We start from the raw sequence: 17,795 nt of genomic DNA, 5'->3' as shown, positions 1-17,795 counted from the left end.
GGCGCGGGAAGCTGGAGCACATTAGTCTACCCCTAGATAGTAAGTATACTGTCAATTAGGGAGGCAGACGTTGCGGATCGCCGTGATTGGCGGGGGGCCCGGTGGGCTCTACTTCGCCTATCTCTGGAAGAAGCGTCACCCCGAGGATCAAGTCGACCTGTTCGAACAGAACCCGGCCGACGCGACCTGGGGCTTTGGCGTCGTGTTCTCCGACCAGGCGCTGGAATTCCTGCGCGCCGACGACCCCGAGACGGTCGACGCGATCGCGCCGCATATGGAGAGCTGGGAGAACATCACGCTGAACCTGGGCGGCGACAGCGTCGCCATCGATGGCGTCGGCTTCGCCTCGATCGGCCGGCTCGAGTTGTTGCAGTTCCTCCAGCAGCGCGCGCTCGATGTCGGCGTCACGCCGCGCTTCGACACCCCGATCCACGAGATCAGCCAGCTCAACGGCCATGACCTGATCGTCGCCGCCGACGGGCTGAACTCGCTGGTGCGGCGCGCCTTCGAGGGCGATTTCGGCACATCGCTGTCCTACTCCTCCAACAAGTTCGTCTGGTACGGCACCTCGAAGCGCTTCGATACGCTGTCGCAGACTTTCGTGAGGACCGACCGCGGCGCGTTCAACGCCCACCACTACCGCTACTCGCCGAACATGAGCACCTTCCTGGTCGAGTGCGATCACGCGACCTGGCAGGCCTATGGCTTCGCCTACAAGGACGTCGAGCAGTCCAAGGGCGTCTGCGAGGAAGTGTTCGCGGACACGCTCGGCGGCCGCTCGCTGGTCTCGAACAAATCGGTCTGGCGCAATTTTCCCTGGGTCTGGAACGAGCACTGGTCGTTCAAGAACATGGTGCTGATCGGCGACGCGCTGCACTCGGCGCATTTCTCGATCGGCTCGGGCACGCGGCTCGCGATCGAGGACGCCATCGCGCTGGTCAAGGCGCTGGAGTCGGATGCGCATCTGTCGACGGCGCTGCACCGCTACCAGGCTGCGCGCAAGCCGGTGGTGCAGAAGCTCGTCAACGCGGCGCGAACCAGCGCCTTCTGGTACGAGCATTTTGCCCAGCACATGCAGCTTGACCTGATGGACTTTGCCTACAGCTACATCACCCGCTCCGGCCGCATCGACGATTCTCGGTTACGCGCGATGTCGCCGTCCTTCATGGCCCGCTACGAGGCTGCCAAGAATGGCGGAGGTGCGGCATGAGCAATGAGATTCGCGACAAGGTGCCGGCCGACAGCGCGGGGGCAAGCGAGATCGGTTTTGCCGTTCCGCAGGTCTACAACGCCAGCCGTGTGCTGTTTGACAATCTCGGCAAGGGCCGCGGCGACAAGCTGGCGCTCATCGGTCCCGCGGGCACGCGGACCTATGCCGAGCTTTGCGCGGAGGCTTGCCGTTGGGGCAACGGGTTTGCATCGCTCGGCCTGACGCGCGGCGACCGCGTGCTGCTGTTCCTCGACGACACGCCGGCCTATCCCGCCGCCTTCTTCGGCGCGGTGCGTGCCGGCTTCGTGCCGCTCCTGATCAACACGCTGACGCCGCCGGATCTGCTGCAATTCTATCTCGCCGATTCCGGCGCGCGTGTTGCGGTGGCGGATGCCGAATTCGCGGCGCGGTTCAATGCGGAGGCCTGCAAGGACACGCGCCTGCGCACGCTGATCGTCGTCAATGGCGCGGCGGGCGATCACGCCGCGCCTGCGGCGGTCGCAGCGGCAAGCTGGCTCCCGCAATTTCCGGCCGACCTCGCGGAGGCCGACACGCATCGCAACGAGATGGCGTTCTGGATGTACTCGTCCGGCTCGACCGGCCGGCCCAAGGGCATCGTGCACCTCCAGCACGACATGGCCTATAGCGATGCCGCCTTTGCGCGGAACGTGTTGAAGCTGTCGCCTGGCGACATCTGCTTCTCGGTGCCGAAGATTTTCTTCGCTTACGGCTTCGGCAACTCCGTCACCTTCCCGTTCTCCGCGGGTGCGGCGACGCTGCTGCTGCCGGGCCAGCCGAAGCCCGCGTCGATCTTTGCCGCGATCGCGCATTACAAGCCAACGCACTTCTTCGGCCTGCCGACGCTCTACACCTCGCTGACCAAGGCCGACGGCGCGGACAAGGCCGACTTTTCGTCGCTGCGCATGTCACTCTCGGCGGCCGAGGTGCTCTCGGCCGAGGTCTTCAACGGCTGGAAGACGCTCACGGGCCTGGAGATCGTCGAAGGCCTCGGCTCGACCGAGGTGCTGCACATCTATCTCTCCAACCGCCCCGAGCAGAAGAAGCTCGGCGCCGCCGGCCTGCGCGTGCCCGGCTACGAGGTCGCGCTGCGCGACAAGAACGGACGCGACGTCGCCGACGACGAGGAAGGCATCCTGTGGGTGCGCGGCGATTCCAACACGCCGCTGTACTGGAACAGGCCGGACAAATCCGCCGAGACCATCCGCGACGGCGGCTGGATCTACACCGGCGACCGCTTCGTCCGCGATGCCGACGGCTTCCACTTCTTCCGCGGCCGCGCCGACGATCTGATCAAGATCTCCGGCCAGTGGGTCTACCCGCTCGAGGTCGAGCTGTGTCTGGCTGATCATCCCGACATCCGCGAATGCGCGGTGTTCGCGAGCGAGCTGCCGGACCGGCGCATGACGCTGAAGGCGGTGGTGGTGATGAACAATCGCGCCGCCGACCAGAGTGAAGCGACGCGGCGGCTGCAGGACTACGTCAAAGGCAAGCTGCTGCCGTACAAATATCCGCGCGAGGTGATCTTCATCGACGAGCTGCCGAAAACGGGCACGGGGAAGATCGATCGGCAGGCGTTGTTGCGGATGTGAGGGGAGGAGCAAGAGTGAGGGACGCACGCGCGAACCTACACTCTCGGTGTCATCGCCCGCGCAGGCGGGCGATCCAGTATTCCAGAGACGGCAGTGATTGGCCCGACGGGCCGCGGCGTACTGGATTCCCCGCCTTCGCGGGGAATGACAGCGGAGATAAAGGCGACAGCGTCGCCAATTCCTCCCCTCACCCACCCTTCCCCAGATGCTCCAGCGCATCTTCCGCCCGCAGCGGCACCCGCGAGGCCTCGTTGTTGAGATCGACGAGCTGCACCAAGAGCCCCATCAGCGTCTTGCGGTCGGCGGGCTTGAGCGGCTCCAGCATGCGGGCCTGGGCGCGTTCGACGGCGGGAATGATCTCGCGCAGGATCGCGGCGCCTGACTTGGTCAGATAGAGCAGCTTGATCCGCTTGTCCTCGGGCGCCGGCTTACGCTCGACATAATCCTTGGCCTGGAGCCGCTCGATCACGCTACCGAGCGTGGAGCGGTCGAAGGCGATCACGGCCGACAGCCGCGTTGCGTCGATGCCGGGATGGGTGTGGATCGCGATCAGCGCCGCGTATTGCACTGGGGTGAGGTCGAAGGCCCTGCACTCCTCCATGAAGATCGAGACCGCAATCTGCTGCATGCGCCGGAACAGATAGCCCGGCGCGGCATAGACCGCGTCGATCGTGATCGGAGCAGGCTTACTCGGCATCGGGCTGCTTCTCCGGCGCGGCATTGGCGAAGGCCGGCAGCGCCTTTGCCGCGGCTTCTGCCTTCAGCAGGCGCGGATAGGCGGAGACATCGACGCCGAACCGGCGCGCATTGGCGAGCTGCGGCACGAGGCAGAGATCAGCGAGCGTCGGCGTATGACCGAAGCAGAACGGCCCGGGCTCGCCCTTGATCAGGGTTTCACAGGCCGACAGCCCTTCGCGGTTGACCCATGCCGCCCAGTCCTGGACTTTCTCCTCGGCAAGACCAAGCTCGCGCAGCCGCGCCAGCACCTTCAGGTTCTGAACCGGATGGGTGTCGCAGGCGATCGCGAGCGCAAATGCCCTCACCTTGGCGCGTTGCAACGTATCCTTCGGCAGCAGCGGCGAATTGGGGTGCGTCTCGTCGAGCCATTCGATGATCGCAACCGATTGGGTCAGCACGGCGCCTGCATCGTTCTCCAACGCGGGCACCAGGCCCTGCGGGTTGATAGCGAGATAGCTAGGCGCGCATTGCTCGCCCTTGCGCAGATGATGCGGCAGATGCTCGGCACTGATGCCCTTCAGGTTCAGCGCGATCCGCACCCGGTAGGCGGCGCTGGAGCGGAAATAGCCGTGCAGCTTCATCGGAATCCTCCCGTTTTCCCGTTGCTTGTACGTCGTTCGCCACGTTGACGCTAGCCAGATCGTCAGTATACTGTCAATTTACAAACGAGAACAGGAGGCGCGCCATGGAAGCCGTGACCAAGACGCCGGAACGCGAGGCGTTCTACCGGAAGATCGACGGCGAAAATCTCACCGCGCTGTGGACGGTCATGAGCGATCTGATCACGCCGGAGCCGAAGAGCGCTTGCCGCCCGCACCTCTGGAAGTTCGACGTCATCCGCGACTACATGACGGAAGCCGGCAAGCTGATCACCGCCAAGGAAGCCGAGCGGCGCGTGCTGGTGCTGGAGAATCCCGGCCTTCGCGGACAGTCCAAGATCACGACCTCGCTCTATGCCGGCGTGCAGATGGTGGTGCCCGGCGACGTCGCGCCCGCGCACCGGCACAGCCAGTCGGCGCTGCGCTTCGTGCTCGAAGGCAAGGGCGCCCACACCGCGGTCGACGGCGAGCGCACCGCGATGGCGCCTGGCGACTTCATCATCACGCCGTCGATGACCTGGCACGATCATTCCAACGAGACCGACGAGCCGATGTTCTGGCTCGACGGCCTCGATATCCCGCTGGTGCAGTTCTTCGACTGCTCCTTCGCGGAAGGCTCCAAGGAGGACCAGCAGAAGATCACCAAGCCGGCCGGCGACAGCTTTGCCCGCTACGGCCACAATCTGCTGCCGGTCGACGTGAAGCGGAGCTCGAAGACCTCGCCGATCTTCAGCTATCCCTATGCCTACACCCGCGAGGCGCTGGAGAAGGCTCGCCCGAGCCAGGAATGGGATGCCTGTCACGGCTTGAAGCTGAAATTCAGCAACCCCGAGACCGGCGATTTCGCGATGCCGACCATCGGCACCTTCATCCAGCTGCTGCCGAAGGGCTTTAAAACTACGCGCTATCGCGCAACGGATGCCACCGTGTTCTGCCCGATCGAAGGGCGCGGCCGCAGCCGGATCGGCGACGCGGTTTTCGAATGGGGCCCGCGCGATCTGTTCGTGGTGCCGAGCTGGCAGTGGGTCACACACGAGGCGGACGACGACGCCGTGCTGTTCAGCTTCTCGGATCGGCCGGTGCAGCAGAAGCTGGATCTGTTTCGCGAGGATCGCGGCAACGCGTGAGGCTCTCGTAGGCTGGGCAAAGGCGCCCTTGCGCCGTGCCCACGTCTTCGCAGCTCATGAAGAAATGGTGGGCACGCTTCGCTTTGCCCACCCTACGGCGGCGGCGATTGTAGCTACCGCCAGTGCAATAACCGCGTCTCCAGCCAGCCGATCACCCTGCCCACGGCCAGCCCGAACGCCGACAGGATCACCACGCCCGCCAAAAGCTGATCCGTCTGCATCAGATTTCCGGCCTGGAGCACGAACGCGCCGATGCCGTATTGCGCGCCGATCATCTCGGCGCTGACGACGAGCAGAAGCGCGACCGAGGCTGTGATGCGAAAGCCGGCGAGGATCGCGGGCAGCGCGCCGGGCCAGATCACCTTGCGCACGATGGTTGCGAAGGGAACGTTGAAGCTTTGCGCCATGCGGATGAGATTGCGCGGCACGGCGTCGACGCCGCTATAGACCGAGATCGCAGTCGAGAAGAACACGCCGAGCGCGATGGTCGCGATCTTCGGCTCTTCGCCGATGCCGAGCCAGAGGATCAACAGCGGCAGCAGCGCGATCTTCGGAATCGGGAACAGCGCGGAGATGAAGGTGATGCCGACGCTGCGCGCAAGCCGCGACAGCCCAATGGCAAACCCGACCGCGACGCCGGCCGCCGTCCCGAGCAGCCAGCCGACGCCGATGCGCAGCAACGATGCCGAGAGATGCTGCCAGAGCGCGCCTGAGATCGCGAGCTGGTAGATCGCGCGCGCGATCGCCGAGGGCGGCGGCAGGAACAGCGGATTGACGAGGCCGGTGCTGCCGGCCGCCTGCCAGATCGCGATGACGAGCGCGAGCGCGATCAAGCCACCGAAGCGGCTGGAGGCGGGCACGAAGCCGGCGCCGCGGAAACGGACGCGCCGCGTCGTCTCGTTCTTGGTCGCTTCCACCGACGCGCGATCAAGCATGCTGGACCTCGCGCTCGGCATCGATCGCCTCGTTGCGGATCAGCGACCAGATCTGGTTCTGAAGCGCGAGCAGCTTTTCGCGCGCAGCCGCTTCGCCGCGTTCGGTGCGCGTCATCGGCACGGTCACGACCTCGCGAATGCGGCCGGGCCGGCGCGACAGCACCACGATGCGGTCGGCAAGCCGCGCTGCCTCTTCGAGATTATGCGTGACATAGACCGCGCCCATGCCGCCGTCGGCGAGCAGGCGGACGAAATCCTCCATCAGGAGCTCACGGGTCTGCGAATCCAGCGCCGAGAGCGGCTCGTCCATCAGGAGAATGGCAGGCCTGACTGCAAGCGCACGTGAAATGCCGACGCGCTGGCGCATGCCGCCGGAGAGCTGTTTTGGATAGGTTCTGCGAAAATCGGTCAGCCCGGTGCGGCGCAGGGCATCGTCGACCAGCGCCCGGCGCTGGGTCGCGGAGAGTTGCGTGTGCAGCAGCGGGAATTCGACATTCTCCTCCACCGTGGCCCAGGGCAGCAGCGCAAAATCCTGGAACACGAAGGTGAGCGGATTGAGACTGTCCGCCGGCGGCGCGCCGCGCAGTTCGGGCGTGCCCGAATTCGGCTGCAACAGCCCGCCGAGGATCGACAGCAGCGTGCTCTTGCCGCAACCCGAGGGCCCCACGATCGCCACCACCTCGCCGGCGCTGACGGTGAAGGAGACGTCGTCGAGCACGGCGAGATCGCCGAAGCGGTGGGAGATGTGGTTGGCGATCAGGTCCATGTGCAACCCTCCACTTTCGACCCGTCATCCTGAGGTGCTCGCGAAGCGAGCCTCGAAGGATGTACGGCCCGGATGCAGCTCGGCAGTACATCCTTCGAGGCTCGCCTTGCGGCAAGCCGCAAGTCCAGCACCTCAGGATGACGGGGATGGAGAGGAGGGCGCAGCATCAATCCGCCTTCACATAGTCCTTGGCGATGATCGCATTCGCGTCAAAGCCCTTGTCCGCGAAGCCCTGCTCCTGGAGCCATTTGATCTGGTTGTCGACGTTCTTCACGTCGAGCTTGCCGTCGGGATCGATATAGGCGCAATTGCCGACCACCTGCTCGACCGGCAGATTGGTATATTTGGCGATGATCTCCAGCAGCGGCTTCGTCTTGTCGTTGATCGGGGCGACGCCGTCCTTCATCGCGGCGAGGATGACGTCGTGATATTCGCGATCGGCTTTCGCGAGCACACCGAGGAATTTCGTCACCAGCTCCTTGTTGGTCAGCGTCTTCGGCGAGGCGAACACCGCGCCGAGTTGCCAGGGCGTCTCGTCCCCGACCCAGCCCAGAAACTTCGCGCCGCCCTCGTCCATCAGCTTGCGCGCGGTCGAGATCGGCAGCAGCGCCGCATCGACGGTCTCGCCCTTGAGCGCGGCCGCGGCATTCGAAAGCGATTGCAGCGGCACGATCTTCACCTCCGCGAGCTTGAAGCCGTATTTGTCGGCGAGCAGGCCGAGCGAATAGTGGAAGCTCGATCCGACCTGCGTCATCGCCACGCGCTTGCCCGCGAGGTCCTTCGGCGTCTTCAGCCCGGCCGCATAGGCGTTGTTGCTGGCGAAATAGCCGATCAGGGGGTAGCCGGCCCTCTCACGGCTCATGCCGCCGATCACTTTCAGCGTGCCCTTGCCGGCGAGATTGTAGAGACCGGCCGTGAAGGCGGTGACGCCGAAATCGACGTCGCCCGAGGTCGTCGCCACCGCGATCGGTTGCGCCGCGTCGAAGAATTTCAGCTCGACCTCCAGACCGGCCTCGCGAAAATAGCTCTTGTCCTGCGCGATGAAGACCGGCGCGGAGGACGACAGGCGCAGCACGCCGACCCTGGCCTTCAACGCGTCCTCGGACCTCGCCGAGCCCGTCGCCATGATCGCCAGAAGGCTCGCCAGCGCGAGCCGCGCAATCCCGATCATCCCGTTTCCTCCGCCGTCGTTGTTTTGCAGTCCGTTACAGGCCTTCGGGCACCATCTGGTCCCGCCCGATGAAGGCGCCCTGTTGTTTCAACGTTTCCTGCAATTTTTCAACTTGTATCTCGCGCGGGATCCGGTTTCCGGCGAGCGCGAGCGCTGCGGCGGAACCGGCGGCCTCCCCCATCGCGAAACAGGCCCCGGAGACCCGCGCCGCCGACTGGCCCTCATGGGTCATCGAGGCACAGCGGCCGGCGACCAGGAGATTGTCGATACCCTCGGGTACCAGCATCCGGTACGGCAGCTCGTTATAGCCGCGCGAGTCCGGGATTGGCGGAAACGTGAAGACGACGTCGCCGGCAACATGGGCCTCGATCGGCCAGCCATTGACACCGATCGAGTCCTCGAAGGAGGCACAACCGAGCACGTCCTCGCCGCTGAGCTGGTAGCCCCCCTTGATGCGGCGGGTCTCGCGGATGCCGAGCTGCGGCGGCAGGTCGACGATGTAGGACTTTTCGAAGCCCGGCACGGTGCGCAGGAATTCGAACGCGGCGAGCGCCTGCTTGCGGCCCTCGATCTCGCCGCGGGTGAGATCGTCGGGCTCGACGCCGTTGATGGCGTGGCCGTCCTCACGGGCCACTTGCGTGAAATTCACCCGCCATTCGATGCCGGATTTTTGGGGTCGCACGATCGCGCTCTTGCGCGGAAATGTGTGGGTGCCGGCGGCGAGCGCCTTCTCCATCAATAGCGGGATGGTCCGCCAGGCATCGCCGGCCTTCTCGGGATCGATGCCGTTGAGGCGCAGCATCATCGAGGGATACATCGGATGACCGTGCTCGTCGCCGATGTCGAACGGTGCACCTGCCCAGACCGCGAGATCGCCGTCGCCCGAGCAATCGATGAAGATCTCCGCGCGCACCGCCTGCCGGCCGGCCTTGGTCTCCACCAGCAGCGCGTCGATGCGGCTGTTATCGCCCATCACGACGCCGGCGCCGAGCGCATGGAAGAGGATGTGGACCTTGTGGCTTGCGAGCAGTTGATCGGCTGCGATCTTGTAGGCGGCGGTGTCATAGGCCTGGGCGAAGACCTTGCCGAGGATCAGATGCGGCGCATTGAGGCCGTTGAGCCGGTCGATCCGCGCCAGCAGCTCGGACGCCATGCCCTGCACCAGCCGGTGCGCCTGGCCATAGACGTTGCCGTGCAGGCCGCAAAAATTGGTGACGCCGGCCGCCGTCCCCATGCCGCCGAGGAATCCGTAGCGCTCGATCAGAAGCGTTTTGCGCCCCGCGCGCGCCGCCGAGCCGGCAGCGACGATGCCCGCCGGCCCACCGCCGAGCACGACGACTTCATATTCGCCGTAGAGCGGCACCTGACGTGCCGGTTCTTCGATCATCGTGGCCCGCATGGCGCGTCCCTTCCCAAATCTCTTGCTTGGGGCCGACTATGAATTAGCGCGAGGCAGGCTACAATCCACCAAAATACGCGATCAGCTTTCGCAAATCGAGAAAGGTCGACATGGACATCCTCGTGAACCTCCAGGCCTTCCTTGCCACCGCCGATGCCGCCGGCTTCTCCGCCGCCGCGCGAAAGCTTGATGTCTCGACCTCGGTGGTCGCCAAGCGCGTCACGCAGTTGGAAACGCGGATCGGCACGCCACTGTTTCGCCGCTCCACCCGGCAGTTGCGGCTGACCGAAGCCGGCCAGCGTTACGTGCATCGCGCCCGCGGCGTCGTCACTGACGCCACCGATTTGCTCTCGCGCATGGGCGAGAAGGGCCACGATCTCGTCGACCACCTCCGCATCAAGGCGCCGACCTCGCTGACGGTGGCGCGCCTCGCCGACGCCTTCAGCGCCTTCCAGACCCAGAACCCACGATTGAAACTCGAGATCGTGCTGATCGATCGCCCGGTTGATCCGGTGACAGAGGGTTTTGACATCGCCATCGGCGCCTTCCCGCATTCCTTCGGCGGCGTGGTCGACGAGCCGCTGTGCGCGCTGAAGCGGCTGCTCTGCGCTTCACCGGCTTACTTGAAGAAACACGGCGCGCCAAAACATCCGCGCGACCTCGTCGAGCATCGCTGCCTCAGCTTCCTGCCGACCGGTCCGGAATGGGTCTTTGACGGTCCGCGCGGCCGCATCAGCATCCAGGTCAGCCCGCTGCTCTCCTCGAACGAGGGACATGTGCTGGCGCGTAGCGCGATCGCCGGCAACGGCATCGCGCTGATGTCGCATTATCTCGTCGCGGATGCCTTGCGCGACGGCACGCTCAAGCCGGTGCTGCGCGACTTTCCGATTCCGGAATTGTGGGTCAAGGCCGCGATCCCCGAGCGCCGGCGCAATGCCGCCGCGGTACAGGCGCTGCTCGCGCTGCTGAAAACGTCACTCGCGCCGTCGCTGTAAGCCGTGTCGTGCACCTGTCGCAACATGGCGGTTGCTCTCGCAGGGCGGACCTGAGAGAAGGGCCGCCATGGATTCGACATTTGTGAAATACGTCCTGACCGCCCTCGCGCTTTCGGCAACCCCCGCCGCAGCTTTGGAGCAGAACTGCCGCTTCATCCAGGCCAAGGCCGATCGCGAGGCCTGCTACAAGCGCCAGGAGGAAGAACTTGCGGCGAAACGCAAGCCCGCCGCGCGGGCCGCCGAGAGCAAGACGCTCGAATCGGTGCGTCAGATGCGGCAGGACGACGACGCCGTCTACCGCAGCATCAACAACATCTGCCGCGGCTGCTGACGTTCAGCCTTTCCCGCCGCCCCAATTCGCCGCGCGCTTCTCGGCGAACGAGGCCAGCCCTTCCGCCGCCTCCGCGCTCTGGCGCTTGAGCGAATGCAGGTGCACGAGCCGCTTGTAGGCGGCATCGTCCACCGCCATGCCGCCGAACGAGCTCTCCAGCGCGAGGCGCTTGGTCTCGGCCATCGCGTCCGGCCCGTTGGCGAGCAGTTGCTCGACCACCTTCGCGCCGGCGGCATCCAGCTCGGCGAGCGGCACCACCTCATGGACGAGGCCGATGCGGCGAGCGTCGTCGGCGCCGAAACGCTCGCCGGTCAGCGCGTAACGGCGGACTTGCCGTACACTAATGGCATCGCAGAGCTGCGGGATGATGATCGCGGCGGTCAGGCCCCATCGTACCTCGGTGATCGAGAACAGGGCATTGTCCGCCGCAAGCACGACGTCGCAGGCCGCGATCACGCCGGTGCCGCCGCCAAAGCAGCCGCCCTGCACCAGCGCCACCGTCGGGATCGGCAGCGTGTTGAGCCGCTGCACGGCCTCGAAGGTCGCCTGCGAGGCCGCCTCGTTCGCCTCCGCCGATTGCGGCCGCACGCCGTTGATCCATTTGAGATCGGCGCCGGCCTGGAAATGCTTGCCGTTGCCCCGGAGCACCACGACGCGCAGGTTCGGCTCCTTGGCCAGGTCGTCCATGGCGGCGAGCACGCCCGCGATCAGCGCGCCGTCATAGGCATTGTTGACCTCCGGCCGGTTCAACGTGACGGTCGCGACCCCACGCTCATCCAGGGTCCACAGGACGGGGCTGGCAGTCATCGGCGATCCTCCGGTCATCTTGCTTGGCGCGCACTATGGCCGAGGCAACGCGCTCCGATCCATATCTTTCCAGCGTGGGGCGGCCGCGTCCATCGCATGGCGGCTTGTGTCATGCTGCCGTCGGGCGGCATTCAAGGGATCAGGGACGGGACATCATCATGCGCATCTGCATCTTCGGCGCGGGCGCCGTCGGCAGCCATCTTGCGGTACGGCTGGCGCGTGCCGGTCATGACGTTTCGTGCGTGATGCGCGGCGCGCATCTGGAGGCGGTTCGAGCCAATGGCCTCAAGCTGCGCGTCGGCGATTCCGAGGTCTCCGCCAAGGTGAACGCGTCAGGCGATCCGGCCCAGCTCGGCCCCCAGGACGTGGTGATCTCGACGCTGAAGGCCACCGCGCTGACCGGGCTGGTTGCCAGCATCAAGCCGCTGCTTCAGGACGACACCGCGATCGTGTTCGCGCAGAACGGCATTCCCTGGTGGTACGGGATCGGGCTGCCGCCTCGCCATCCGACACCGCCGGATATTTCCTTCCTCGACCCGGGCGGGCGCCTGCGCGCCTGTATCCCCAAGGAGCGGATCGTCGGCGGCGTCGTGTTCTCCTCCAACGAGGTGATCGCGCCCGGCGTGGTGCAGAACCTGACACCGGACCGCAACCGCGTCTTGATCGGCGAATGCGACGACCGCCATTGCGAACGCATCACCAGGCTTCGCGGGATCCTGAACGAGGCGCGGCTGGAATCGCCGCCGGTCGCCGAGATCCGCGAGGCGATCTGGTCAAAGCTGCTGACCAACATGTCGCTGTCGGTGCTGTGCCTGCTCACCGGCCAGACCGCGCGCGGCGTGCGCGACGATCCGGCCTTTGCCGAGGTCATTCCGCGGATGCTGAACGAGGCCAACGACATCGCCCAGCACTTCATCCCCGAGGTCAAGCGCGTGACCCGGAGCGGCCCCGCCCCCAACCACAAGCCGTCGCTGCTGCAGGATTACGAGCTCGGCCGCGCCATGGAGATCGACGTGCTGGTGAAGGCGCCCGCCGCCTTCGCGCGCACCGCCGGCCTGTCGACGCCGACGCTCGACCTGATCGCCGCGCTCGCGATCCAGAAGGCGCGCGACAAGGGGCTGTATTCGGCGTGAAGCTCAGGCGAGCGCGTAGATCCAGGCCGCGAGCGTGTCGAGCACCTCTGTCAGCGCCTCTTCGTTGGTCCGGCCGGACTTCTTCAGCACCGCGAAGGAGTGGTCGCCGCCCTCGACCTCATGCAGCGTCGCCCTCGCCCCGAGTTCCTTGATGACGGGCTTGAGATGGCCGAGATCGGCAAGCCCATCGCGCGTACCTTGCAGGAACAGCATCGGGATGGCGATGCCGGCGAGATGCTCGGCGCGCTCGCTCGACGGCTTCTTGGCGGCGTGCAGGGGAAAGCCGAGGAACGCGAGCCCCTTCACATCAGGCAGCGGCGCCTTGGATTGCGCCTGCGACGTCATGCGTCCGCCGAACGATTTTCCGCCGGCGACAAGCGTCACGCCGGGACACAGCCGCGCCGCCTCCTCGACCGCCGCGCGGATGGCGGCGTGCGCGACGGCCGGCTGGTCGGGGCGCCCCAGTTTCTTTTCCATGTAGGGAAAATTGAAGCGGAGCGTCGCGATGCCCCGTTCCGCAAGGCCCATCGCGACCTTTTCCATGAAGGCATGCCGCATGTCGGCGCCCGCGCCATGCGCCAGGACATAGCAGGCACGCGCGCTGTCCGGCTGCGTCAGAATCGCCGAGACCGTGCCGATGCGCTCGATGTCGAGCTTGAGCTCTTTGGTTTTGACGGCTTGGGTTTTGACGGCCACAATCAGATATCCCGACAGACGCGTTTCCGGCCGCCTTGGTACCGTCACCGGCGCAGCCTGAAAACACAATAATTGCCGCGGCCGACTAGCCTACGAAGCCGGGACCGCATCAACCGAGGTAATCATGTCCTATCGCTCCTCCTGGATGACCGAAGAGCTTGACGTTTTTCGCGACCAGTTCCGGAAGTATCTGACCAAGGATCTGGCACCGCATGCCGAGAAATGGCGCGAGCAGAAGATGGTCGACCGCTTCGCTTGGCGCGGGCTCGGCGAGATGGGTGCGCTGCTGGCGAGCGTACCCGAGGAATATGGCGGCCTCGGTGCCACCTTCGCCTATGACGCGGCGGTGCTGGACGACCTCGAAAGCACCGTGCCGGAGCTGACGACCGGCGTCTCCGTGCACAGCGCCATCGTCGCGCATTACATCCTCAATTACGGCTCGGAGGAGCAGAAGAAGCGCTGGCTGCCGAAGATGGCCTCGGGCGAGATGGTCGGCGCCATCGCCATGACCGAGCCCGGCACCGGCTCGGATTTGCAGGCCGTGAAAACCACGGCCAAAAAACAGGGCAATTCCTACGTCATCAACGGCCAGAAGACGTTCATCACCAATGGCCAGGCCGCCGACCTCGTCGTCGTGGTCGCGCGCACCGGTGAAGCCGGTGCCAAGGGCATCTCGCTGATCGTGGTCGAGACATCTGGCGCGGACGGCTACAAGCGCGGGCGCAACCTCGACAAGATCGGCCTGCATGCCTCCGACACGTCCGAGCTGTTCTTCGACAATGTCACGGTCCCGCCGGAAAACCTGCTCGGCAAGGAGGAAGGCCAGGGGTTCGTCCAATTGATGCAGCAATTGCCGCAGGAGCGCCTCGCGCTCGCGGTCGGCGCCGTCGCCGCGATGGAGCGCGCCGTCAAGCTCACCGTCGATTACACCAAGGAGCGCAAAGCGTTCGGCAAGCCGCTGATGGATTTCCAGAACACCGCCTTCACGCTCGCCGAGCGCAAGACCGAGGCGATGATCGCACGCGTCTTCGTCGACTGGTGCATCGAGCGCCTGGTCGCAAGAGACCTCGACACCGTCACGGCGTCGATGGCGAAATACTGGTGCTCGGACAAGCAGGTCCAGACCGCCGATGAATGCCTCCAGCTGTTCGGCGGCTACGGCTACATGCAGGAATATCCGATCTCGCGCATCTTCATCGATTCCCGCATCCAGAAGATCTATGGCGGCACCAACGAGATCATGAAGCTCTTGATCGCAAGGTCGTTGTAGCGCAGCACGTCTCGTCCGCTCATTTTGCGGCGCGCCACTCCGCAAAATCCTCCTCGACTGCCTCGGCCGCGGCCTTTGCCGCGCCGTAGAGCCAATCCGCCTTGCGCGCTCCGACGTCGGCGAGGATTTTTTCGGACGCGCCCTTCGTCGCGGCATGGATCGCCCCGATGTCGAAGCCCATGGCGCGCAAGAGGTCGAGCTTGAGCCTCCCGACCGGACGGTCGCCGAGATCCACCTTGCGCGAATCCGGGGCAATCCGCCGGAGGATGAAGCCGCCGTCGAGCGCCAGATGCGGATCGGGGGCGCGGTATGCTCCGGTCGCAAGCGACATGAAGCGCGGCTCGCTCTTGATACCGAGCGCCCAATCCCACGCCGACGGCACCAGTGCCTTGGCCTCCCTGACGATCTGGCCGCCGCACCACTGTGCGATTGCGACGTAGCGCGGCCTGCCCAGGCTGCCGTTGCCGTTCCTGCGCGAGGCGAAGCGGACCAACGAGGCGCCCGGCGGCAGGCTGCCCTTGAGAGCGGATGCGACATGCCGCGGCGGCTTCGCATCCGGATACGCCTTCACGTCGCGCCAGAATTTTGCACGATCCTGATCGGAGCAGGCAACATAGCTCCGCATCCACGTTTCATGCTCGTCCAGGAGCGCAGGATGCGGCTGCATCACGCCCCGCCTGTAACCGTCGAGAATGACGGCCGCGGCCTCACGGCTGCCGACTGCCATGTCCTGCGCGAGCCGGGCACTCGTTGCCAGGCGCACCAGGTCGAACGGATAGGGCATGATTGCGGCCTCGTCGAAATCGTTGACGCCCCAGACGAGGCGTCCCTCCAGGTCGCGCCAGGTCCCGTAATTTTCGGTATGGGTGTCGCCGACCGAGAGAACGCGCGGCGCGGCCTTCAGCGCGGGGTGGATCGTCTCGATGCGCCGTGCCCAGCGGAAATAGGTCGCGCGCAGGAAGATGAACGCGCTCTTCCGCATGCGCTTGTGCTTGTGGGCGAGATCGCTCTCGACGACACGGCATTGGCTGCGCAGCCACGCTTCGAATTCGGCGTTGTCGTCGTGAAATCGCATGTGATTCAGCCCAGTGACTTACGACGCTATCTCATCCGCTTGTCGGCGGCGACGAAGTCGATGAAGGTCCGCACCTTCGCGGAGAGATATTTGCGGCTTGGATAGACCGCGAACAGCTTTCCCTCGAAAATGATCTGCTTGGACATGACGTGCTCGAGACGGCCGGCGGCGATGTCGTCGGTGACCAGCCATTTCGGCAGGAAGGCGAGACCCATGCCTTCGAGTGCCGCCAGGTGCAGCAGCGTTTCGTTGGCGCTGCGCAGCACCGGATTCAGCTTGACGGTTTCGGTGCCGTGCTCGCCGGCGAAAGAGAAGCTCTCGCCGGGATAAAGCGCATAATGCAACAGCGCCTGGCCGGCGATATCGGCCAGCTTGGTCGGGCGCCCGACGCGTTTGAGGTAGGCGGGTGCGGCGACCATGTAGAATGGGACCCTGGTGATGGGACGCGCGATCAGCGCCTCGTCGGGCGCCCCGGTCGCGCGCAGAGCAAGGTCAAAACCTTCCTCGACCAGATTGACCAGCCGTCCGCTGAGATCGACGTCGAGGCGCACCTCGGGATAGCGCGCCTGATAGTCCGCCAGCACGCCCGCGAAGATCGCATTCGCCATCCATACCGGCGCGGTCAGCCGCAGCGTGCCGTGCGGAACGACGGTCGCGTGGCTGACGGCGGCCTCGACCTCGTCGAGCGAATCGAGCATCTGCCGCGTTTGCTCGAAATAGAGCGTCCCGCTCTCGCTCAGGCTGACGCGCCGGCTGGTGCGGTTGAGCAGCCGCGTGCCGAGCCGCTTCTCGAGCTGCATCACATGCTTGCTCGCCATGGCGGGCGAGATGCGCAGGCGCTGCGCCGCGGTCGCGAAGCTCTTCAGCTCGGCCACCAGGCAGAACACTCTCATGCTGACCAGGGAATCCATGAAATCATCAACATCCAAGAAATGAACCCATCCCGGAACGCATAATGATCAAATATGGCGAAACCATCAAATGGTGGCGACGCTCACATTTCGGAGAACCACCATGTCCACCACCGCTCTCGAGACCCGTGCTCCCGGCCGCGCCCTTCGCATCGGCCTGTGGGCCGCGCAGGTCCTGCTCGCCGTCGTGTTCATCTCGGCCGGGTTCGTCAAGCTGACCACGCCGATTCCCCAGCTGGCCGCGATGATGCCCTGGGCCGGGCAATATTCCGAAACCTTCGTCCGCGCCATCGCGCTGGTCGATCTCGCCGGCGGGATCGGCATCCTGCTGCCGGCGCTGACGCGGATCCTGCCGCGGCTGACGGTGCTGGCCGCACTGGGCTGTTCGGTATTGCAGGTGATTGCGCTGGTCTTCCACCTCTCGCGCGGCGAGATGCCGGTCACCCCGCTCAATGTCGTCCTGCTCGCGCTCAGCCTGTTCGTGCTGTGGGGACGCAACAGCAAGGCGCCGATCGCGCCGCGCCAGTTCTGATCGGCAGGATCGGCATGATCCCGGTCAACGGATGGTCCCGCAGGGGCCTGCTCGCGGGGACCGCGATCCTCACGGCCGGCGGCGGTGCCGCGGCCAAGGAGGATCGTGCCGCCGAGGGCGTCGTGATCCTGATCGACAGCAACGAGCCTTATGTCATGGGTCATGCGATCAGCTACTCTGCCAACCTCGCAAAACACTTTGCCGACAGGGGTGCGAGGTTGCTGATCGAGGTCGTCGCCAACGGCAAGGGCATCGACGTCTTCCGGGCGGACAAGACCCCGCTGGTCGAGCCGCTCGCGACGCTGCGGCAGTCGCTGCCGAACCTGACCTACAGCATGTGTGCCTCGTCCAAGACGATCGCGGAAGCCAAGGAGCAGATCACGATCCCGCTGATCGCAGGCGCGAGTCTCGTCCCCTTCGGAATCGGACGCGTTGTCGACCTGCAACACAAGGGCTGGGCCTATATCCATGCATGAGGCGGGAATCTCGC

At 65.4% G+C, this 17,795-nt stretch carries 19 protein-coding genes; 9 read left to right on the top strand and 10 right to left on the bottom strand.

Going from position 1 to position 17,795, the window contains the following annotated elements; translation table 11 throughout:
* Positions 1–70 precede the first annotated feature (70 nt).
* Positions 71–1,210 (top strand): FAD-dependent monooxygenase, encoded by a 1,140-nt coding sequence (locus I3J27_RS03305; RefSeq protein WP_270165162.1) that lies wholly within the window; start codon positions 71–73, stop codon positions 1,208–1,210.
* Complete coding sequence (locus tag I3J27_RS03300; RefSeq protein ID WP_270165159.1) at positions 1,207–2,820, top strand: benzoate-CoA ligase family protein; 1,614 nt, start codon at positions 1,207–1,209, stop codon at positions 2,818–2,820. Before I3J27_RS03305 ends, I3J27_RS03300 begins: the two co-directional genes overlap by 4 nt.
* Positions 2,821–3,007: 187 nt before the next feature.
* Here the strand turns inward: I3J27_RS03300 and I3J27_RS03295 are convergent, their stop codons facing one another.
* The gene (locus I3J27_RS03295) at positions 3,008–3,517 is read right to left on the bottom strand and encodes a MarR family winged helix-turn-helix transcriptional regulator (RefSeq protein ID WP_270165157.1); all 510 of its coding nucleotides are present in this window, start codon (positions 3,515–3,517) and stop codon (positions 3,008–3,010) included.
* Positions 3,507–4,139 (bottom strand): maleylacetoacetate isomerase, encoded by a 633-nt coding sequence (gene maiA / locus I3J27_RS03290; RefSeq protein ID WP_270165154.1) that lies wholly within the window; start codon positions 4,137–4,139, stop codon positions 3,507–3,509. The genes I3J27_RS03295 and maiA overlap by 11 nt, the downstream gene beginning before the upstream one ends.
* Positions 4,140–4,243: 104 nt before the next feature.
* Between maiA and gtdA the strand changes: the two genes are divergently transcribed.
* A complete protein-coding gene (gtdA, locus tag I3J27_RS03285) occupies positions 4,244–5,284 on the top strand; it encodes a gentisate 1,2-dioxygenase (RefSeq protein ID WP_270165151.1) in 1,041 nt (346 codons plus the stop codon).
* Between the two features lie 113 nt (positions 5,285–5,397).
* Here gtdA and I3J27_RS03280 read toward each other — a convergent pair whose 3' ends face one another.
* The 4 genes from I3J27_RS03280 to I3J27_RS03265 all read right to left on the bottom strand — a co-directional run bounded on the left by I3J27_RS03280 (position 5,398) and on the right by I3J27_RS03265 (position 9,555).
* Complete coding sequence (locus I3J27_RS03280) at positions 5,398–6,219, bottom strand: ABC transporter permease (protein WP_270165148.1); 822 nt, start codon at positions 6,217–6,219, stop codon at positions 5,398–5,400.
* A complete protein-coding gene (locus I3J27_RS03275; protein WP_270165145.1) occupies positions 6,212–6,985 on the bottom strand; it encodes an ABC transporter ATP-binding protein in 774 nt (257 codons plus the stop codon). The genes I3J27_RS03280 and I3J27_RS03275 overlap by 8 nt, the downstream gene beginning before the upstream one ends.
* Before the next feature lie 166 nt (positions 6,986–7,151).
* On the bottom strand, positions 7,152–8,156 hold the full coding sequence (locus I3J27_RS03270; RefSeq protein WP_270165142.1) for an ABC transporter substrate-binding protein: 1,005 nt from the start codon (positions 8,154–8,156) through the stop codon (positions 7,152–7,154).
* 34 nt (positions 8,157–8,190) lie between these two features.
* Entirely contained in the window at positions 8,191–9,555 is a 1,365-nt protein-coding gene (locus I3J27_RS03265; RefSeq protein WP_270165139.1) for an FAD-dependent oxidoreductase, read from the bottom strand.
* 110 nt (positions 9,556–9,665) lie between these two features.
* On the opposite strand from I3J27_RS03265, the gene I3J27_RS03260 reads away from it, so the two are divergent.
* Both I3J27_RS03260 and I3J27_RS03255 read left to right on the top strand, forming a co-directional pair.
* On the top strand, positions 9,666–10,550 hold the full coding sequence (locus I3J27_RS03260; protein WP_270165137.1) for a LysR family transcriptional regulator: 885 nt from the start codon (positions 9,666–9,668) through the stop codon (positions 10,548–10,550).
* Positions 10,551–10,617: 67 nt separating this feature from the next.
* Entirely contained in the window at positions 10,618–10,881 is a 264-nt protein-coding gene (locus I3J27_RS03255; protein WP_270165135.1) for a hypothetical protein, read from the top strand.
* Positions 10,882–10,884: 3 nt separating this feature from the next.
* Here I3J27_RS03255 and I3J27_RS03250 read toward each other — a convergent pair whose 3' ends face one another.
* Complete coding sequence (locus tag I3J27_RS03250; protein WP_270165133.1) at positions 10,885–11,688, bottom strand: enoyl-CoA hydratase-related protein; 804 nt, start codon at positions 11,686–11,688, stop codon at positions 10,885–10,887.
* 158 nt (positions 11,689–11,846) lie between these two features.
* On the opposite strand from I3J27_RS03250, the gene I3J27_RS03245 reads away from it, so the two are divergent.
* Complete coding sequence (locus I3J27_RS03245) at positions 11,847–12,821, top strand: ketopantoate reductase family protein (RefSeq protein WP_270165130.1); 975 nt, start codon at positions 11,847–11,849, stop codon at positions 12,819–12,821.
* 3 nt (positions 12,822–12,824) lie between these two features.
* Here I3J27_RS03245 and I3J27_RS03240 read toward each other — a convergent pair whose 3' ends face one another.
* A complete protein-coding gene (locus tag I3J27_RS03240; RefSeq protein ID WP_270173026.1) occupies positions 12,825–13,523 on the bottom strand; it encodes an alpha/beta hydrolase family protein in 699 nt (232 codons plus the stop codon).
* Between the two features lie 118 nt (positions 13,524–13,641).
* Here I3J27_RS03240 and I3J27_RS03235 point away from each other — a divergent pair, with 118 nt between their 5' ends.
* Positions 13,642–14,787 carry an acyl-CoA dehydrogenase family protein gene (locus I3J27_RS03235; RefSeq protein WP_270165127.1) on the top strand — a complete coding sequence of 382 codons (1,146 nt, stop codon included), beginning with the start codon at positions 13,642–13,644 and terminating at the stop codon, positions 14,785–14,787.
* Positions 14,788–14,806: 19 nt separating this feature from the next.
* Here I3J27_RS03235 and I3J27_RS03230 read toward each other — a convergent pair whose 3' ends face one another.
* Together I3J27_RS03230 and I3J27_RS03225 are read right to left on the bottom strand one after the other, a co-directional pair.
* Entirely contained in the window at positions 14,807–15,862 is a 1,056-nt protein-coding gene (locus I3J27_RS03230; RefSeq protein WP_270165125.1) for a DUF2252 family protein, read from the bottom strand.
* 26 nt (positions 15,863–15,888) lie between these two features.
* A complete protein-coding gene (locus I3J27_RS03225) occupies positions 15,889–16,773 on the bottom strand; it encodes a LysR family transcriptional regulator (protein ID WP_270165123.1) in 885 nt (294 codons plus the stop codon).
* A gap of 103 nt (positions 16,774–16,876) precedes the next feature.
* Between I3J27_RS03225 and I3J27_RS03220 the strand changes: the two genes are divergently transcribed.
* Together I3J27_RS03220 and I3J27_RS03215 are read left to right on the top strand one after the other, a co-directional pair.
* Positions 16,877–17,305: a DoxX family protein gene (locus tag I3J27_RS03220; protein ID WP_270165121.1), complete on the top strand. Its 429-nt coding sequence runs from the start codon at positions 16,877–16,879 to the stop codon at positions 17,303–17,305.
* A gap of 14 nt (positions 17,306–17,319) precedes the next feature.
* On the top strand, positions 17,320–17,781 hold the full coding sequence (locus I3J27_RS03215; RefSeq protein ID WP_270165120.1) for a DsrE family protein: 462 nt from the start codon (positions 17,320–17,322) through the stop codon (positions 17,779–17,781).
* Positions 17,782–17,795 lie beyond the last annotated feature (14 nt).

The organism is Bradyrhizobium xenonodulans (assembly GCF_027594865.1).
Lineage (GTDB): Bacteria > Pseudomonadota > Alphaproteobacteria > Rhizobiales > Xanthobacteraceae > Bradyrhizobium > Bradyrhizobium xenonodulans.
The sequence above is the reverse complement of the archived record's forward strand: the minus strand, read 5'-3'. Positions and strand labels throughout refer to the sequence as shown.

What these genes read in the sequence shown, in the direction of transcription:
- I3J27_RS03300 (WP_270165159.1), top strand. Translation starts at nt 1,207, where the DNA reads ATGAGCAATGAGATTCGCGACAAGGTGCCGGCCGACAGCGCGGGGGCA.
- I3J27_RS03295 (WP_270165157.1), bottom strand. Translation starts at nt 3,517, where the DNA reads ATGCCGAGTAAGCCTGCTCCGATCACGATCGACGCGGTCTATGCCGCG.
- maiA (WP_270165154.1), bottom strand. Translation starts at nt 4,139, where the DNA reads ATGAAGCTGCACGGCTATTTCCGCTCCAGCGCCGCCTACCGGGTGCGG.
- gtdA (WP_270165151.1), top strand. Translation starts at nt 4,244, where the DNA reads ATGGAAGCCGTGACCAAGACGCCGGAACGCGAGGCGTTCTACCGGAAG.
- I3J27_RS03280 (WP_270165148.1), bottom strand. Translation starts at nt 6,219, where the DNA reads ATGCTTGATCGCGCGTCGGTGGAAGCGACCAAGAACGAGACGACGCGG.
- I3J27_RS03275 (WP_270165145.1), bottom strand. Translation starts at nt 6,985, where the DNA reads ATGGACCTGATCGCCAACCACATCTCCCACCGCTTCGGCGATCTCGCC.
- I3J27_RS03270 (WP_270165142.1), bottom strand. Translation starts at nt 8,156, where the DNA reads ATGATCGGGATTGCGCGGCTCGCGCTGGCGAGCCTTCTGGCGATCATG.
- I3J27_RS03265 (WP_270165139.1), bottom strand. Translation starts at nt 9,555, where the DNA reads ATGCGGGCCACGATGATCGAAGAACCGGCACGTCAGGTGCCGCTCTAC.
- I3J27_RS03260 (WP_270165137.1), top strand. Translation starts at nt 9,666, where the DNA reads ATGGACATCCTCGTGAACCTCCAGGCCTTCCTTGCCACCGCCGATGCC.
- I3J27_RS03255 (WP_270165135.1), top strand. Translation starts at nt 10,618, where the DNA reads ATGGATTCGACATTTGTGAAATACGTCCTGACCGCCCTCGCGCTTTCG.
- I3J27_RS03250 (WP_270165133.1), bottom strand. Translation starts at nt 11,688, where the DNA reads ATGACTGCCAGCCCCGTCCTGTGGACCCTGGATGAGCGTGGGGTCGCG.
- I3J27_RS03245 (WP_270165130.1), top strand. Translation starts at nt 11,847, where the DNA reads ATGCGCATCTGCATCTTCGGCGCGGGCGCCGTCGGCAGCCATCTTGCG.
- I3J27_RS03235 (WP_270165127.1), top strand. Translation starts at nt 13,642, where the DNA reads ATGTCCTATCGCTCCTCCTGGATGACCGAAGAGCTTGACGTTTTTCGC.
- I3J27_RS03230 (WP_270165125.1), bottom strand. Translation starts at nt 15,862, where the DNA reads ATGCGATTTCACGACGACAACGCCGAATTCGAAGCGTGGCTGCGCAGC.
- I3J27_RS03225 (WP_270165123.1), bottom strand. Translation starts at nt 16,773, where the DNA reads ATGGATTCCCTGGTCAGCATGAGAGTGTTCTGCCTGGTGGCCGAGCTG.
- I3J27_RS03220 (WP_270165121.1), top strand. Translation starts at nt 16,877, where the DNA reads ATGTCCACCACCGCTCTCGAGACCCGTGCTCCCGGCCGCGCCCTTCGC.
- I3J27_RS03215 (WP_270165120.1), top strand. Translation starts at nt 17,320, where the DNA reads ATGATCCCGGTCAACGGATGGTCCCGCAGGGGCCTGCTCGCGGGGACC.